The organism is Bradyrhizobium sp. WYCCWR 12699 (assembly GCF_032144035.1).
Lineage (GTDB): Bacteria > Pseudomonadota > Alphaproteobacteria > Rhizobiales > Xanthobacteraceae > Bradyrhizobium.
On the sequence record NZ_JAVTJN010000030.1, the window covers coordinates 57,695 to 72,821 of the forward strand.

Genomic DNA, 15,127 nt, shown 5'->3' on the forward strand with positions numbered 1-15,127 from the left:
GAGCAGCCGAGCCGACCTGCTGCTTCAAGAGGCACTTACGGGCGACACGCATTGTCGCCATCTTTCCCTCGGCCAACGTCTCGCAAACTGTTCCGATCATCCCTAAATTGCCCGCATGAAGAAGATCGGATTCCTGTCTTTTGGGCACTGGACGCCCTCGCCGCAATCGCAGACCCGCTCCGCCGGCGACACGCTGCTGCAATCGATCGAGCTTGCGGTTGCGGCCGAGCAGCTCGGGGCCGACGGCGCCTATTTCCGCGTGCATCATTTCGCGCGGCAGCTGGCTTCGCCCTTTCCGCTGCTCGCGGCCGTCGGCGCCAGGACCAGCACGATCGAGATCGGCACGGCCGTGATCGACATGCGCTACGAGAACCCGCTCTACATGGTGGAGGACGCCGGCAGCGCCGACCTCATCGCCGGCGGGCGGCTGCAGCTCGGCATCAGCCGCGGCTCGCCCGAGCAGGTGATCGATGGCTGGCGCTATTTCGGATATCAGCCGGCCGAAGGCCAGAGCGATGCCGACATGGGCCGGCGGCACGCCGAAGTCTTTCTCGACCTCTTGCGCGGCGAAGGCTTTGCCGAGCCCAATCCGCGGCCGATGTTTCCCAATCCGCCGGGCCTCTTGCGCCTCGAACCGCATGCGCAAGGCCTGCGCGAGCGGATCTGGTGGGGCGCCGGCTCGAATGCGACCGCCATGTGGGCAGCCAAGCTCGGCATGAATTTGCAGAGCTCGACGTTGAAGAACGACGAGACCGGCGAGGCCTTTCATGTGCAGCAGGCCGCACAAATCCGCACCTACCGTGCGGCATGGAAGGAAGCCGGCCACGCCCGCGAGCCCCGCGTGTCCGTCAGCCGCAGCATCTTCGCACTGATGAACGATCGCGACCGCGCCTATTTCGGCGGAGAGCGCGGCGGCGAAGACCAGATCGGCTTCATCGACCCGCAGACCCGCGCGATCTTCGGCCGGAGCTATGCGGCGGAGCCTGAGGTGCTGATCGAGCAGCTCAAGCAGGACGAAGCCATCGCCGAGGCCGATACGTTGCTGCTGACGATCCCGAACCAGCTCGGCGTCGATTACTGCGCGCATGCGATCGAGTCGATTTTGAAGCACGTCGCGCCGGCGTTGGGGTGGCGGTGACATGAGCTGGCGCGGCACGACCAGAAGTCGCGATTGACTTCGCGCACCACCCCCGCCAATGATCCCCCGGGGACTGTTGGACTGAATCAGGGGGTTGGAATGGGCTTGCGTCCGGGGATCTTCGTTGCGGCTTTCTTGCTTGCGGGGTGTGCGTCAGGGCCGATGGGCAGTACGGCTCTGACAGATAACGTCAAGGCAAATCATGCGCGGCTGGTGGTCTATCGCTCATCCGCCCTGGGTTTCGCGATCCAGCCAAGCTATTCGGTCGACGGACGCTCCGTTGGAGGCAGTCAGGCTGCGGGTTTCCTGGCCTGCGACCTGCCTCCGGGCCGCCACGAGGTTGCGGTCAATAATCTTCCGCTGAGCAGCAATCTGTTCGGGCAGGGAAGCGAGAAGGTGAGCGTCGATCTGCGCGCCGGCAGCACCACCTATCTCTCCGCCCAGCCGCAGATGGGAATCATCACGCCCGGTGCAATCACGTTGATTCAGGTCACGGAAAGCCAGGGCCGCGCCGACGTCGCCAGCTTGCATCAGAGCAACAGCTCGTGCGGCAAGGCATGATCTGAGGCGCTGCGCTGCCGACACGCGGATGAAACGCCTCGTCCTGCAAATCATCCTGCGCCTTGGCCGCTATGCGGTCCTTCCCGTCGTCGCGCTGGCCTGCACGATCCTCGCCAGCTGGCTGATGATCATGGACCGGTACACGATTGCGGCGCTGGCCACGGCACCGATCGTGTTCACAATCTTCATGGCCGCGATGGCTCTCGCCATCGGGCTCCTGTTCCTGCCTTCGCGCAAGCATCGCAGCTTCGAGGCCGACCAGGAGACTGCCCCGGGGCTATGGGCCGTATGGAAGGAGCTCGATCGCGGCTTTGTCCGATCGAACCGCACTCTGTTGGTCGACACCGATTTCAACGCTTCGATCTCGGAAGCAAGCCGGTATGCCGGATTGTTCGGGCAGCACGTCACGATGACCGTTGGTCTGCCATTGTTGATGATCCTGGATCAGCGGTCGGTACGTGCCGTTATCGCTCATGAAGTGGCGCACGCCCGGCTTCGGCACACTTCGGGAGGCACCAACCTTGCGGACTTCATGACTGCAGCGGAGAACGTTTTCTTCTACGCCGATCCGGAGCAGACCGTTACCGGATATATTGTCCGCATCCTCCTCATTCCCTGATCGAAAGGCTCGAGAAGGAATACCGCGCATTGTCACGGGAGAACGAGCTTGCCGCCGATCTCGAAGCAGCCGAGCAGGTTGGACGCGGGGAGATGGCACGCGCGCTGGTGATGGTGGAGGTTTTTGGAACACGTCTAACCGATCTCATATTCGCCCCGCTGCAGAAGGAGGTGCTCGGCGCAATCAAGGCGCCATCACCGCCGTTCGCGCGAATCTCGGATCAGCTCGCAGCCATAAGAGCGCCCGGCCCCATGACCGCCGCCAGTCTGGGCCGCGAGCACGATCCCGACTCCACGCATCCGCCTTTGGGCCAGCGGCTGGCGAGCCTCGGATACACCGACATATCCGACGTCGGCGAGGTCCAAGCATCCGCAATTGACCAGCTTCTCTCACCAAACGCTGCCAACGAACTCGCCTTGCGATTCGATGAGGAATGGCGGAAGAAGGTCCAGGATTGGGTCAGCGTCGGCAGATGAACGTGCGGGATCACGTGCAAACGACAACCCAATGCGCGATGACGATTCATCGATATCCATCGCGCCTCAGGCGAACAGCTCGCGGTCCCTCCTGCTGGTCGGATCGTCCCAGTCCTTCTGCCACCACGGCTTCTCTGAAGACTTTTGGGGTGGCAACTGAAGCTCGAGCACCTTCCTGCTCTTGCCTTTTGCGTCTTCCCTCGCGGAGCGGAAACGGTAGTGATCGTAGATGCGCAATGCTTCAATCATGTAGCTGGTCGCGACCGTCCGATCCTTGATCAGCACCAGGTTCTCGCCGTTATCGGTATCGGCGGGCTCGGAGAAATTGTATGAGCCCAGATAAACGCGCGCATCCGCGGTATTGAAATCGAGCACGACGAATTTGTGATGCATCCGGGTGCCCCGGTGCTGACCGTCACTGCCGGAAAGCCCCGACGGCTCCGTACTGAACGGAGCCGGCACATTGCCGGTCAGGGCCGCCGAACGAACGACCCGCTTCTTGTTGTCGGCCGTCAATACGGCGACGCCCAAATTCCCCTCCTTCACGCGCGCATCGGCGATGCCCAGCGCGAAGACGCTCTTGCTCTTGATGGCGCGACCGAGGGCAGGACCGATCGGCCCATTCTTCATCTGCCCAAGGAATGCCAACGAAAAAAGAATACTGGATTTCGCCTTGGCGATGTCCTTGCCCACGTCCGCCAGGAGCCCGTTCTCTTCGGTATGCGGGGAAAAGGCGACCTTACCAGCGAGTCCGCTCACACCCAGATCGCGCCAGCCCCTCGCGACCTTGGATTCGCGAAAGTCGCCGGCGGCTTCCGCCGAGAAATACTGGTCAAAAACCTGGAAGTAATCCTCGACCGCATCCTTGCTGTTGACGATGATCGCATTGTTCGACTGCACGTAGAATCCGCGCCAGCTCATGTTCGTGGAGCCGTAGACGACCTTATGCACGCCCTTGCCGGAAACCGCGATGGATTTGTGATGCTGCAAGTTCGCCATGTGCTGGCGCTTGACGTTGCCGGCCCCCGCCGATTTGCGTAAGCGCCTCTCGGAGACGCTCTCAGGCGAATCCTTGGCGTTGTGCCCGCCGCCTTTTGCCTTGGAATCGTCGATGATGACCTTGAGCCTCTTTTCGAGCCTTTCAAGGCGGGTCAGGATTTCGGGCATGTTGAAGTCATATGCGATCAGGCGAACATCGGCCTTGGCGGCAATCGCCTCATCCAACACTTCGAGGATCGAGGCACGCGCTTCGAAGCCCATCCAAGTGTAGGCCTCCTCTGCCCTCTTGTTCGTGGGCTTAAACGTCAAGCCCTTCTTCGCATCGTCGGGAATGAGGCTGCCGAGCTTGCGGTCGGGCGCGAACTTCTCGACAAAGGATTGCGAGGACACATAACCACGCGTGAAAGCGACGTTCAGCTTGCCAGGGATGGTCTCGCGCATCAGGGCGATCGAGGCCTCCTGCGGTTCGCCTCGACTGAGCGTTCCCAACTTGTCCATGAACATGGGTGTCACGCGATAGAGAAATTCTCCGTCCTTGTCGGCATGCCAGGGGAAATGCACCCAGCGGAATTTCTGTATCGGTGCAACCGTGCTCGGGAGCATCGGGTCGGTCGGCTTCTTGCGTTGACCGGGAAAGCCGATGCGATTGGGCACCGGCCAGAACCGGTCTGCCTTCGGCTCCTTGTACTCGATCGCAAAGCCGACGAAGTCGCGCGGTGGCTTGCCCTGTCGCCAGTTCATCGCGAGCAGCAGCATCCCGTCGCCGCGATGAATCTTCAGGGTGAACGGCGCGTTCGCATTGGTGCCCGTGACCTGATAGGAATTTTTCATTCATACCCCCCGAAGCCCAGCGACAGATCCTATCAACACAATTCCTGATTGCAAGCCGGCGATGCGGCGTCGTGGTGGTTTTCGAGGATCTCTGCGGCAACCGCTGGGCCCTGATCCAATCCGTCAAACGCAATTGACGCGGGCGCGGCCGCTCCCCGTCTCGCGCAGGCTCACCCCGTCTTCGTCCCGGTGACGACGGCTAGCGCCTCGACGAGGCGGTCGAGATCGGCCTCGTCGGTGAAGAGCGACGGCGTCACGCGGATGCATTGGCCCTTGGCGACGCCGGCCCGGCGCACCGTCATGACCTTGTGGCTGTCGCGGAGCTTCACCACGATGGCTTCGTTGTCGGCCTTGCTGGTCTTGCCGGCGAGGCGAAAGGACGTGATCGCGCCGTAGGAGCCGGCTTCGTCCGGCGTCAGGATCTCGATGTCCTTGAAGCCGCGGGCGCGGCTCACCCAATAGTCGCGCAAATGGCGCAGGCGGGCCTGCTTTGCCGCGGCGCCGATCTGCTGATGCAGCGCCAGGGCGGTCGGCACCGTGAGCACCGTCGCAAAATTGACCGTGCCGGTGTGGACCCGCGAGCGGATGTCGCTCTCGGCGAAATCCTCGTCGCCCATGTCGCGGTCGATGGCGGCGAGGCGGTCCTTCCTGATGTAGAGGAAGCCGACGCCGAGCGGCGCGCCGATCCATTTGTGCAGATTGAAGCCGACGAAATCGGCCTCGAGCTCACTCACCTTGAAGTCGATCTGCCCCCAGGAATGCGCGGCGTCGACAATGGTGTCGATGCCCTTGGCCTTCGCCATGCGGGCGATCTCGGCGATCGGCATCACGAGGCCGGTGCGGTGGCTGACATGGGTCAACAGCAGAAGTCTCGTCTTCGGATTGGCCTCGATGGCGCGGGCATAGGCGTCGAGCACCGCCTGGCGCGAGGCAGGCTCCGGCACGTCGAACTTGACCACGTCGGCGCCGCGGCGCGCCTTCAGCGCGTTCATCGCATATTGCATCGAATCATAGTCGAGATCGGCATAGAGCACGCCGTCGCCGGGCTTCAGCCGGTTGTAGCCGCCGATGAGGAGCTGCAGCGCTTCGGTTGCGCCGCGGGTGAGCGCGATCTCCTCCACCGCGGCGCCGACCGCCTCCGCCACCCTGGCGCGCACGGCATCGAAATCCGCGCCCGCGCGCAGCCGCGCGTAATAGGTATTCTGATAGTTGATCATGTCGGACTGGCGGATGAACTCGCGCCTCACCGGCTCGGCCATGATGCCCCAATAGCCGTTCTCGAAATTGACGACATCGGGCGTCACGGCATAGAGCCGCTTCACATCCGCCCAATAGGCCTTGTCGGTCGCGAGCGCGACGCCCGAACCGGCCGGCGGCGCAACGAGCCCCTCGGCTGCCATCGCCGGGGTCGCCAGCGGCAGCATAGCTGCGGCCGCAAGGCCCTTGAGGATCGACCGGCGGTCGGACGACATTGTCTCAGTCAAATGCATATCAGCCTCCACGACGCGCGGCGAAAGGACCAGCGATCGTTAGAGAGCGAATGACGAACCGGTGACAATTCGATGATGCCGGGCGATGTCCCTCGTGCGCCTGATCTGACCGGCTCGCTCGCGGAAGCGCCACGACGACCGTGATGTCACCACAAGGCGGCGTTCGCGGCCTGCTGGTAGATCATCGCGGCAACGAGGGAGAGCAGCAGGCCCGCGCCTGCAAAAATCACCAGCACCTTTAGAGTTTCGACGTCGACATTGGTTCGCGTCGCGCGGGATATTGCCCTTGCCAGTGCAGCCATCATCGCCAGCTCCGAACCGGGCCGCGCGGCAGGCGGGGCCTGCTTCATCTAACGTCATTGGCGGGGTTTGCGTGTGAAACAGATTACAAGTGAGCTTGCGTTACGAAGGCGAGCCGCGGCCCTCGATCGCGAAAAAGGCTGCCACCGGCATGATGGTCGGTGCAACCTCGCTACTTCAAATCAGGCAGATGACGCGGGCCCCGGTTCTTCCGTCACAGACCGGGGCCCTTCGCGTTCAATGCATATGGCCAATGAGATAGATGCCGCCGCCGACGACCAGGATGGCGGGCACGGCCCAGAGAATCAACACAGGCATTTTCCTCTCCTCCAATCAGCTGCTCCCACCGATAAAAACAGGAAAAAGTGGCAAACGTTCCCTCGCCGGCGGAACGAGCAGGTAGATGGCGAGTTCATTGCAGCGCCGCACACAGCGGCGAGGGAGAATGCGATGAAGAAATTCATACTGATATCGGCCGCCGCTTTGCTCGTGTCGACGAGCGCGATGGCCCAGACCACTGTCGTCACCACGACCGGCGCCGGCCATGGCGCTGCGGTGCAGATCGAGCCGGAATATCGCACCAAAATCCGGTCTTACGTCACCGAGCACAAGATCCGGCCCGTCGAAACACGCGAGAAGATCGTGATCGGCTCGCCGGTGCCGCGCGACGTCGAGCTCGCGACCGTTCCGAGCGACTGGGGTCCTTCGCTCACCAAGTATCGCTACGTCTATTCGGGCAGCCACGTGATGCTGGTCGATCCCGAGACCCGCATGGTCGTCCAGGAGGTCGACTAACGCCCCGCGCGGCGGGCCGTGGAGGAGCGGCCCGCCGCGTTATCGCACCTTGTTCATTCCCCCTGCGGTCTTCCCTGATGCCCATCGTTCGATACTTTCTATTTGCAGGCGCATTCGTCGTCGCGCTGCTGTTCGCACTCGATCGCTCTCTGCCACCGCTCGCCGAGAGTTCCGTAGGCCCCGGCGTCGACCGCAGCATCATCCGCATCCACTCCGCACGCGCCTGGCCCGAAAAGATCATCTTCGATACGTCCACAGAGATCGCGACCATGGTCTCATCGCCCCTGCTTGCCACCGAGCGGCGGGACGATTCCAGCGAGGCGTTTGCGATGGCGGCGCCGCAGACGCCGGAAACGAACATCACACCCGCATCTCAGCCGAGCGCCGTGCGAGCAACGAGCTTTCGCGCGAAGCGAACGGCGCGTACAGCCGCTGCCCGCCGGCCCTACGAGCGTCAGGTGATGGTCGGCGCATTCTCAGAGAATTGAACTCTGCCCCGGCGCACGTCGCGTTCGTTGCCGCGAGCGTTCAGCGCGGATGAACAACGAATGAATGAGCGAGCGCGGCGCGCGGCCGCGCCCCCGCGGAACTCAGCACGAGCACGAATCTGTGTGTCAGCGTCTTCCGACACAGGAACGTTTGCGCGATTGCCAGTTTATCCCGGGCCTGATTTGGCAATTTGGTTTTTGAAAACCTGGAGGAGAACGACATGAGGATCCTGAAGCTTTCTGCGGCTGCGGCCGCGCTGCTCGCCGGCACGGCGCTCGCCGTTGCGCAATCGAGCTCGACGGTCGGCACCGGCGGTTCGTCGGCGGGCGGCGGCACCAGCAGCTCGACCGTCGGTACCGGCGGATCTTCCGCAGGCGGCAGCGGGTCGGGCTCGGCCTCGACGCTCGGCACCGGCGGCTCGTCGGCCGGCGGCGGCACCAGCAGCTCGAGCGTGGGCACGGGCGGCTCGGCGGCGGGTAGCGGCTCAGGCAGCGGCTCGGCTTCGACACTCGGCACCGGTGGTTCATCGGCCGGCGGCGGCAAGAGCTCGTCCAGCGTCGGCACCGGTGGCTCGGCGGCGGGCAGCGGCTCGACCGTTGGTCAGTCCGGCGGGTCGAAGTCGCCCGGCATGGGCGACGGCAAGTCCGGCAGCCATGCCAGCGACATGGGCATGGAAAAGGGCAAGGGCCACAACAAGGACGAGTGGAAGAAGGACAAGAACTAGTCCGATCATCCCGGGAGCGGCCAGGTGCCGCTCCCTCCGTCCATGTTGAGGAGGAGACGCAATGAACAAATCAATCGTTGCGATCATGGCGCTGACCCTGATGAGCAGCGCGGCATCGGCAGAAACCATGGAAAAGACCGGCAAGACGGCATCCGGCGAGACCTGCAAAGTGACGGTGGTGAAGCACGCCGACGGCAGCATCAGCGCGGCCGGTGCATCAGGTTCAGGCACCACCGGGTCCACCGCATCGAGCGGTTCGCTGTCGAGCTCGAGCTCGGCGGGCGGATCGTCCGTGAACGTGCAGGCGGGCGGCGGCAGCGTCTCGAGCTCCTCGTCGACGGCGGGCGGTCCTGGCACCACCAGTGCCAGCACCATCACCGTCAACGGATGCACGATCTCGACGTCATCCCCATAAGATTCACCGAGAGGATTGAAACATGAAAACCTTGCTTACGACCTCGGCGGTCGCATTGCTGCTCGCCGCCGCTTCACCGGTTCTTGCGCAGAAGAGTATCACCGGCGGAAGCGCCGGCTCGGCCGCGGCGGGCGGCACCTCCGCCTCCACGGTCGGCACCGGCGGCACGTCCACCTCGGCGACAGGCAATACCGGCTCGTCGATCGCCGCCGGCGGAAGCGCAGCGGCCGTCGACGGCAAGACGCAGACCGGCGTCAGCACGAACAAGGGCAACGGCCCCGTGATGAACTCCAACGCACGGGCGCAGGCCCATGACGGCGGCACGTTCAGCCGCTCGCATACGCGCACCCAGGTCAAGGCCGGCGAGCAGGTCGGCTCGACCACCAAGACGATGTCGCATGTGCCGGGCTCGAAGCCGACCATGTCGACGACGTCAACGACCTCGCGCTAATCCTCACGACCTGCTGCCCGGCTCGACCGGGCAGCTTTTTTCTTCGAGCCTGCTCACCCGCCGCTCAGGCTGTGGCTGATCCGTGTGACGACCCGGTCCCATTGCCGCTTCTCGGCCGCGGGATAATTGACCAGCACACAGTGCACATAGCCGCGCGTAAAATTGCAGCGGTCGTACCAGATCTTGTCGCGCTTGATGCTGGAGACCACGAAGAAATTCGGCGTGATCCGCTTATAGACGATGCCGGAGGGCGGATCCTTCCTGGCCAGAAATTGCGCCGGTGAAAGGCCCTGCCGGTTGGAAACGGCCTGGACGGTGAGATCGGCTCTGCCGTCGGACGTGCGAAACTGCTGGCCATAGCCGTCGGGCTTGCCGGCCATCTCCGTGAAAATCGAGACGGGAATGTCGACGGAGGTCCCCGACTCCGGAATCCGGTAGCTGCTCCAGCTGTCGGCCCGGGCAACGAAGGGGGTGGCAGACAGCGCAAGGGCGGCGGCAAGGATCGTCTTAAGCATCGTCTTCATATCGGCCTCATCAGTTGCGCGGCGCCAGTTGCAGCTCCATCAGAGCGATCCGCTGCAAATTCCCGACATTGCGCTCGCCCGCACCAGCCGTGCGCAGGATGGATTCCGCGAGCGCGTTGACGTGCGAGGCGTGCACCGGCTCCGGCAGGGTGGCAACCGCAGCTTCAAGGGCGGTCGTCATGATCTCGATCACCTCGGGGGAGAATTCAGCGTTGGAAAAGTTCTTCATCGCGTGCATCGGCCGCTGGTGCGGGCCGTCGGTCAACGCCAGGAAAAAGTGGAAGTTCCTGAACGGTGCGCGTCGAGCTGAACGGTCGGCTTACGTCACGGGCTGGTAGCCCGCGAGCTGCGCCGGCTCCGCGTCCTCGCTGGCGACGGCCTGCATTCTCACATGGCTTCCGATGACGAGGCCCGTGAGCGAGAGCATGAGCCCCAGCGCGAGCGGCGCGAACAGGGCCTCTTCCTGAAACAATCCATTGAGCAGCACGACCATGACGCCGAAGCCGGCGAGCCCCTGCGTCAAATAGCCCGACGAGGCGTAGAGGCGCCAGGCCTTGAGCGCGACCGCGAAATAGAAGGCCAGCGGCACGAAGGCGGCGATGCCCATCTGGTACAAGAGAACGCCGATCGCGCTCTCGACCGCGCCATCGATCGTGCCGGCCGCCTGCGCGGCGCTCCAGTCGATGGAGAAATAGCTGTCCGACAAATTGCCGCCGATGCCGAGGCCCCGGCCGAAGGGTCTCTGCACGAACCCGTCCAGACCACCCATCAGCCCGATGACGTGATAGTCGCCGATCTGCAGTCCGAGGCGGATCGCCAGAACCGCGAAGGCGATCATGCCGAGGAAGCCGAGCAACAAGGTCAGCACGGCGCCAATCAGCCGGGTCGCGATCCAGGCTGCAACCACGAAGATCACCACGATGATCGCGCCCTTCACGCTGCAAAGAACCAGCAGCGGCAAGGCCGCGAGGGCCAGCAGCGGTCGTCCCACCGAGAACAGGAACAGGGCGAGAAAGCCGATCCCGTAAGCGAAGCTGATCGGGTGCATGTTCGGACCGTTGATGCGCAGCAGCTTCGACAGGCCGAACCCTTCGAGCAAGGGTGTGTTCAGAAAGTCGAAGCTGAATCGGTCCTTGAGATCGACGGGCACATTGCCGGTGGCCCTCATCTGGGCCTCCCAGACACCCGAATGGGTCGCCTTGAGCTCGTCGAAGCCCCAGAACGTATAGCCGTTGGTGATGGCCAGCCAGACATCGCGGAACACGAGCTCGACATACCCACACAGGATGAGCATGGCCGCCAGCGTCACCAGGAACGGCGTGATGCGCACCTCGTAGGTGGCGGCCGTCAGCAGCGACAGCTGGAACAGGAACAGCGGCAGCACGATGTTGCGCAGATAGACCGCGGCCGGCTGTCCGTCCTGAATGAAGCCGATCGCGAAATACACCGACACCACGGCGAGAGTGACGACACCCCAGCGCATGATCCGGTTCACTTCAGGCGACTGATTCCTCTGGCCCAGCACGTAGAGGCCGAACGTCGCCAGCCACATGACGGAGCAGACGAGGAAATTGTAGCCCTTGATGAAGTCGAGATCGGACGGCAGCGGCACCAGCGGCGACAGGATCGAGACGAACAGGTTCTGGAAGAACAGCACGAAGATCGCGATGGCCGGCGCATAGGTCGGGACCGTCATAACGATGGCGATGCCGACGAGGACCTCGACAGCGATGGCCAGCGCCGGATTGGCCAGATGCAGGACCGGCGCAAAGCCGATCGTGGCTGTGGCGATGCAGAACATCGCGATCATCTCGCGCAAGGCCGGCACCGATGGTTCGGCCTGCACGCTTTGATCCTGGGTCAAGTCCCCGGCGCTCATCGATCGTCCTTTGCAACGCGCGGAGGTGACGATAGCGGGCCGATGTGTAAGGATTCGTTAACGATAGCGGCCCGCGCCGGGCGATCAGCGCCGGCCGGGCCGGGTCGCGCCGAGCAACGCCCGCATCACGTCGGGATCGGGCCCGCCGGTGCTGCGGTCGACCAGGCCAAAGCCCTGCGCCAGCTCCCAATGCGCCCAGCCCCAGCAATGCTCCCTGGCATAAGCGGTGAGTTCCGCCAGCCAGCGCAACCGGCTTTCCCGGGGCGCGCCGGCTTTCAACACGCCGAATTCGTTGACGATGATCGGCCGCGCGAATTGCTGCTGCCATTGCAGCGCGGGCGCGAGCCAGCGGTCGACCGTCGGCTTGTCCTTGGCGGCTGTGATCGCGACATCGAGCATGCCGAGCGCCTTGGTCGCGCCCCTCGCCTGCAGATCCTGGCGGATCGCCTGAACCTTGGGATCGCCGGCGTTGAGCGGATAAGGCAGATCGATGATGTCGTGCAGCGGATCCTGTGCATCCCAATGCGCCTGATGGGTGAACACCATGGGATCGTAGAAGTGGATGGCGTAGACGACGTCAGGATCCGCCAAGGGACGAAATCGCGGCAGCGAATCCGCGCGCTGCCAATTGACCGGACCGACGATGAGCGTGGTCGCGGGAAGCAATTTGCGGACGAAGGCGGCGAGCGTCTCGACCTCGGTCTGCCATCTGTCGGCGTCGATATCGGGCTCGTTGAGCAGCTCGGCGAATACGCGCTCGGCCGGATAGGATCGAATGACTCCGGCAAGCCCGGCCCAGGCCTCCTGCATCTGATGCAGCGCCGCGTCCGGATCCTCCTTGTGCAGGCGATTGAAGCGATCGCCGGGATGAAGATCGACGGAGGTGGCATAGCCGAGCGCGGTGAGCTGCTTCAGCGCCTTGTCGAGCGCGCGCAGCGTCGCCTCGCGCTCTTCCTTCGATGCGAAGCGAGGCATCACGCGCTCGGCCGGCACCGGCAACCGGACATGGCTCATGCCCGACTTGCGCAATTGCTGCAGCAATTCGCGGCTCGGCACCTCGCCGTTGATCCAGCCATCGGCATTGAAGCCGCGCGACAATGCGGCGAGCCTGCCGGGTGCGACAGTCTGCGGCAGGGGCACGCAGGTTTCAGCGAAGACCGGCGGGCTGAAGCAGATCGACAGCAGCATCGCAGCACTCAGCAGACGACGGCGCGAGCCTGTCATCGCTAGACCGCAAGACCCAATGCGTCGCCCTCGGGGTGCGGCGCTTGCGAGCCCGCGGGCGCATGATTGACGACGAGCCCCGTCGGCACGGCCTCGTACCGCGACAATGCTGCGGTCACCCGGCGCATCGCTGCCGATCCCAGCTCGCCGGCGCGCGCCACCAGCACGATCAGATCCGCATGAGCCGCCAGCGCGATCGCGTCGGGCTGCAAGGCGAGATTGCCGGCGTGGACGATGATCAGATCGAACTCCGACCGGATATCGTCCTCAGGTCCCGCATCGGGTTTGCGGCCGGCGCTCAGCAGCTCGTCGATCGACTGAAGTCCCGCCGTGGTCGAGCCGTCGTTCCATTCGGTCACCGGCGGCTGGTGACCTGCGAATTCGCCCTGCAGGCGGATCAGGACGCTCATCATGCCGCGGTTCACGGCGGCGCGATTCAGCGAGCGCGCGACGGTGTTGCCGCCGGCACTCTTGCCGACCGACAGCACGAGGGCGACCTTGCAGCCGCGCACCGGCACGCGATCGATCCGCTCGAGCAGCGGCCGCAGATGGGCACTGAGATCGAGCTCGGTAGAGGTCGCGATCGGCCTTTGCCAGACGGTATTGGTCGCGGTCGCCGGTGCCAGATCGGGGATGCGTGCCCAGACCGGAAGCCGCGGCATCGCCTCGGGACGGGTTGCGTCAGCGGCCGGAGGTTGAGCTTGAGGCTGAACTTGCGGCTGGACTCGAGGCTGGGCTTGCCGGCCTCGCGTGTTCTCCGCCGCGGCCTGCATGGGAGCTTCAGCAGGCGCGGACTGGTCGGACAGACTCGTCATCACCGCGACGGCGGCGGTCGATGTCAAGAGCGAGCCGATCGCCAGCGCCGCCAACAGCAGCGCCAGCGGCGGGCGTGTCGAGCGCAGCGGCGGAATGGCGGGTGACGCGATCTTGGTCTGCGACGCCTGCAGCTGACGCTGCTCGTTGGTGGTCTTGAACCGCGACAGGAACTGCTCGTAGATGTTGCGGTTGGCGTCGGCGTCGCGCTGCAGCTCCTGCAGCTTCACCAGGGCCTGGCCATCGACCAGCATCTGCGTCTCGACCGACTTGAGCTGCTTTTCCAGCGCGTTCTGCTGCTCCAGCTGAGCTTCATATTCGGACTTGGCGGTTTCGATGTTCTTCTTCCGCTCGACCTCGATCTGCCGGTTGATGTCGGCGAGCTGGCTGTAGGAGATCGCGAGGTCGGGATGGCGGTCGCCATACACCGCCTTCTTCTGCGCGATCTGGTCGTTCAGGGTCGAGCGCTGCGCCCGCAGCATGCTGAGGAGATCCTGCTTCACCGGCCCTTCGACATTGGCCTTGAGATCGCGCTGCACCTGCTCGTAGCGCGCCTTGGCTTCCTCGGTGCGAAGACGCGCGGCGGAGACCTGCTGGTTGAGATCGGTCACCCGCAATTGCTGCGTGGTGGAATCCTTGCCGGCATTGAGGATCTTGTGCTCGAGCCTGAAGGCGGCGACGGCGTCCTCGGACGCGCGCAGGCGCTCGTTCAATATCTTGAGCCGGTCCTTGAGCCAGTCGGCGGCCTCGTCCGTCGCCTCGGTGCGGACGCGGCCCTGGCTCGCGACGAACGCCTCGGCGATCGCGTTGGCGTAATAGGCAGCGCGTTCCGTGCGGTTCGAAGTGAAGGAGATCGCGATGACGTAGGTGAGCCCGCGGCGCGTGATCTCGAGGCGGCTGCGGAATTTTTCGAGCAGGCGCGTCATGTCGGTGTGACCGCCCGCAATGTCGTCGTCCTCGGCGATCTTGAGCTGCTCGATCAGGGGGCGGAGAAATCCGTCCGACTTGGCGATCTCGATCTGGCTCTGCAGCGCCGCGGCGTCCTGGCCGATGCCCGGCAGAACGTCCTGCTCCGTCGTGACGCGCAGCTCCCGGGGATCGAGCACGACCAGCGCCGTCGCGGCATAGCGGACCGGCAGAACCATGAGAACGATGACGCCAAGAGCAAACAGCGCCAGCGCCAGGGTGAGAATGCGCCGGCCGTTCTCGCGCAGGAAAGAGAGTGCTCCGGAGACGGTCAGCGACCCCTTGATCAGCGCCGGCGCAGCGGCGTCGGCCTTCGGCCTCGCAGCCCGCGGCGCTTCCCACGAAGCCGCAGGCTCCGTCGGGGCGATGCTTCGCGGAGATGCGCGGCTACCGAACGCCATGGGGTTGGACTCGAAATCAACTGACTGTCATA

General features: G+C 64.2%; 17 protein-coding genes. 9 read left to right on the top strand and 8 right to left on the bottom strand.

Going from position 1 to position 15,127, the window contains the following annotated elements; translation table 11 throughout:
* Positions 1 to 115 precede the first annotated feature (115 nt).
* From RPS27_RS10995 to RPS27_RS11010, 4 genes are all read left to right on the top strand, one after another.
* Positions 116 to 1,138, top strand: coding sequence for an LLM class flavin-dependent oxidoreductase (locus tag RPS27_RS10995; RefSeq protein WP_212065163.1), 1,023 nt, complete (start codon positions 116 to 118; stop codon positions 1,136 to 1,138).
* 99 nt (positions 1,139 to 1,237) lie between these two features.
* Positions 1,238 to 1,699, top strand: a complete 462-nt coding sequence (locus tag RPS27_RS11000; RefSeq protein ID WP_212065162.1) for a DUF2846 domain-containing protein — start codon at positions 1,238 to 1,240, stop codon at positions 1,697 to 1,699.
* A gap of 28 nt (positions 1,700 to 1,727) precedes the next feature.
* Entirely contained in the window at positions 1,728 to 2,318 is a 591-nt protein-coding gene (locus RPS27_RS11005) for a M48 family metallopeptidase (RefSeq protein WP_313754002.1), read from the top strand.
* A 29-nt stretch (positions 2,319 to 2,347) separates the two neighbouring features.
* A complete protein-coding gene (locus RPS27_RS11010) occupies positions 2,348 to 2,794 on the top strand; it encodes a hypothetical protein (RefSeq protein WP_313754003.1) in 447 nt (148 codons plus the stop codon).
* Between the two features lie 66 nt (positions 2,795 to 2,860).
* Here RPS27_RS11010 and RPS27_RS11015 read toward each other — a convergent pair whose 3' ends face one another.
* The 3 genes from RPS27_RS11015 to RPS27_RS11025 all read right to left on the bottom strand — a co-directional run bounded on the left by RPS27_RS11015 (position 2,861) and on the right by RPS27_RS11025 (position 6,464).
* Positions 2,861 to 4,624 (bottom strand): phospholipase D-like domain-containing protein, encoded by a 1,764-nt coding sequence (locus RPS27_RS11015; RefSeq protein ID WP_212065161.1) that lies wholly within the window; start codon positions 4,622 to 4,624, stop codon positions 2,861 to 2,863.
* Between the two features lie 170 nt (positions 4,625 to 4,794).
* The gene (locus tag RPS27_RS11020; protein ID WP_212065160.1) at positions 4,795 to 6,114 is read right to left on the bottom strand and encodes an aminotransferase class V-fold PLP-dependent enzyme; all 1,320 of its coding nucleotides are present in this window, start codon (positions 6,112 to 6,114) and stop codon (positions 4,795 to 4,797) included.
* A gap of 146 nt (positions 6,115 to 6,260) precedes the next feature.
* Positions 6,261 to 6,464, bottom strand: a complete 204-nt coding sequence (locus tag RPS27_RS11025; RefSeq protein ID WP_211416622.1) for a hypothetical protein — start codon at positions 6,462 to 6,464, stop codon at positions 6,261 to 6,263.
* A gap of 400 nt (positions 6,465 to 6,864) precedes the next feature.
* Here RPS27_RS11025 and RPS27_RS11030 point away from each other — a divergent pair, with 400 nt between their 5' ends.
* The 5 genes from RPS27_RS11030 to RPS27_RS11050 all read left to right on the top strand — a co-directional run bounded on the left by RPS27_RS11030 (position 6,865) and on the right by RPS27_RS11050 (position 9,288).
* Positions 6,865 to 7,209, top strand: a complete 345-nt coding sequence (locus RPS27_RS11030; protein WP_194404737.1) for a DUF1236 domain-containing protein — start codon at positions 6,865 to 6,867, stop codon at positions 7,207 to 7,209.
* A gap of 77 nt (positions 7,210 to 7,286) precedes the next feature.
* Complete coding sequence (locus tag RPS27_RS11035) at positions 7,287 to 7,697, top strand: hypothetical protein (RefSeq protein WP_212065159.1); 411 nt, start codon at positions 7,287 to 7,289, stop codon at positions 7,695 to 7,697.
* 221 nt (positions 7,698 to 7,918) lie between these two features.
* Entirely contained in the window at positions 7,919 to 8,422 is a 504-nt protein-coding gene (locus RPS27_RS11040) for a hypothetical protein (protein ID WP_212065158.1), read from the top strand.
* Between the two features lie 61 nt (positions 8,423 to 8,483).
* The gene (locus RPS27_RS11045) at positions 8,484 to 8,837 is read left to right on the top strand and encodes a hypothetical protein (RefSeq protein WP_211415634.1); all 354 of its coding nucleotides are present in this window, start codon (positions 8,484 to 8,486) and stop codon (positions 8,835 to 8,837) included.
* A gap of 22 nt (positions 8,838 to 8,859) precedes the next feature.
* The gene (locus RPS27_RS11050) at positions 8,860 to 9,288 is read left to right on the top strand and encodes a hypothetical protein (RefSeq protein ID WP_212065157.1); all 429 of its coding nucleotides are present in this window, start codon (positions 8,860 to 8,862) and stop codon (positions 9,286 to 9,288) included.
* A 53-nt stretch (positions 9,289 to 9,341) separates the two neighbouring features.
* Here the strand turns inward: RPS27_RS11050 and RPS27_RS11055 are convergent, their stop codons facing one another.
* The 5 genes from RPS27_RS11055 to RPS27_RS11075 all read right to left on the bottom strand — a co-directional run bounded on the left by RPS27_RS11055 (position 9,342) and on the right by RPS27_RS11075 (position 15,095).
* Complete coding sequence (locus tag RPS27_RS11055) at positions 9,342 to 9,812, bottom strand: hypothetical protein (RefSeq protein WP_374762363.1); 471 nt, start codon at positions 9,810 to 9,812, stop codon at positions 9,342 to 9,344.
* Between the two features lie 10 nt (positions 9,813 to 9,822).
* Entirely contained in the window at positions 9,823 to 10,041 is a 219-nt protein-coding gene (locus RPS27_RS11060; protein WP_194408475.1) for a hypothetical protein, read from the bottom strand.
* Positions 10,042 to 10,131: 90 nt separating this feature from the next.
* Positions 10,132 to 11,691 carry a hypothetical protein gene (locus RPS27_RS11065; protein ID WP_212065156.1) on the bottom strand — a complete coding sequence of 520 codons (1,560 nt, stop codon included), beginning with the start codon at positions 11,689 to 11,691 and terminating at the stop codon, positions 10,132 to 10,134.
* Between the two features lie 84 nt (positions 11,692 to 11,775).
* Positions 11,776 to 12,915: a glycoside hydrolase family 5 protein gene (locus tag RPS27_RS11070; protein WP_212065155.1), complete on the bottom strand. Its 1,140-nt coding sequence runs from the start codon at positions 12,913 to 12,915 to the stop codon at positions 11,776 to 11,778.
* A gap of 2 nt (positions 12,916 to 12,917) precedes the next feature.
* Positions 12,918 to 15,095, bottom strand: coding sequence for a GumC family protein (locus RPS27_RS11075; RefSeq protein WP_211415630.1), 2,178 nt, complete (start codon positions 15,093 to 15,095; stop codon positions 12,918 to 12,920).
* Positions 15,096 to 15,127 lie beyond the last annotated feature (32 nt).

Bases quoted from the DNA above. Each gene is read 5' to 3' on its own strand.
- RPS27_RS11045 (WP_211415634.1), top strand. From the start codon at position 8,484: ATGAACAAATCAATCGTTGCGATCATGGCGCTGACCCTGATGAGCAGC.
- RPS27_RS11055 (WP_374762363.1), bottom strand. From the start codon at position 9,812: ATGAAGACGATGCTTAAGACGATCCTTGCCGCCGCCCTTGCGCTGTCT.
- RPS27_RS10995 (WP_212065163.1), top strand. From the start codon at position 116: ATGAAGAAGATCGGATTCCTGTCTTTTGGGCACTGGACGCCCTCGCCG.
- RPS27_RS11030 (WP_194404737.1), top strand. From the start codon at position 6,865: ATGAAGAAATTCATACTGATATCGGCCGCCGCTTTGCTCGTGTCGACG.
- RPS27_RS11075 (WP_211415630.1), bottom strand. From the start codon at position 15,095: ATGGCGTTCGGTAGCCGCGCATCTCCGCGAAGCATCGCCCCGACGGAG.
- RPS27_RS11070 (WP_212065155.1), bottom strand. From the start codon at position 12,915: ATGACAGGCTCGCGCCGTCGTCTGCTGAGTGCTGCGATGCTGCTGTCG.
- RPS27_RS11025 (WP_211416622.1), bottom strand. From the start codon at position 6,464: ATGAAGCAGGCCCCGCCTGCCGCGCGGCCCGGTTCGGAGCTGGCGATG.
- RPS27_RS11000 (WP_212065162.1), top strand. From the start codon at position 1,238: ATGGGCTTGCGTCCGGGGATCTTCGTTGCGGCTTTCTTGCTTGCGGGG.
- RPS27_RS11035 (WP_212065159.1), top strand. From the start codon at position 7,287: ATGCCCATCGTTCGATACTTTCTATTTGCAGGCGCATTCGTCGTCGCG.
- RPS27_RS11005 (WP_313754002.1), top strand. From the start codon at position 1,728: ATGAAACGCCTCGTCCTGCAAATCATCCTGCGCCTTGGCCGCTATGCG.
- RPS27_RS11020 (WP_212065160.1), bottom strand. From the start codon at position 6,114: ATGCATTTGACTGAGACAATGTCGTCCGACCGCCGGTCGATCCTCAAG.
- RPS27_RS11065 (WP_212065156.1), bottom strand. From the start codon at position 11,691: ATGAGCGCCGGGGACTTGACCCAGGATCAAAGCGTGCAGGCCGAACCA.
- RPS27_RS11040 (WP_212065158.1), top strand. From the start codon at position 7,919: ATGAGGATCCTGAAGCTTTCTGCGGCTGCGGCCGCGCTGCTCGCCGGC.
- RPS27_RS11050 (WP_212065157.1), top strand. From the start codon at position 8,860: ATGAAAACCTTGCTTACGACCTCGGCGGTCGCATTGCTGCTCGCCGCC.
- RPS27_RS11060 (WP_194408475.1), bottom strand. From the start codon at position 10,041: ATGAAGAACTTTTCCAACGCTGAATTCTCCCCCGAGGTGATCGAGATC.
- RPS27_RS11015 (WP_212065161.1), bottom strand. From the start codon at position 4,624: ATGAAAAATTCCTATCAGGTCACGGGCACCAATGCGAACGCGCCGTTC.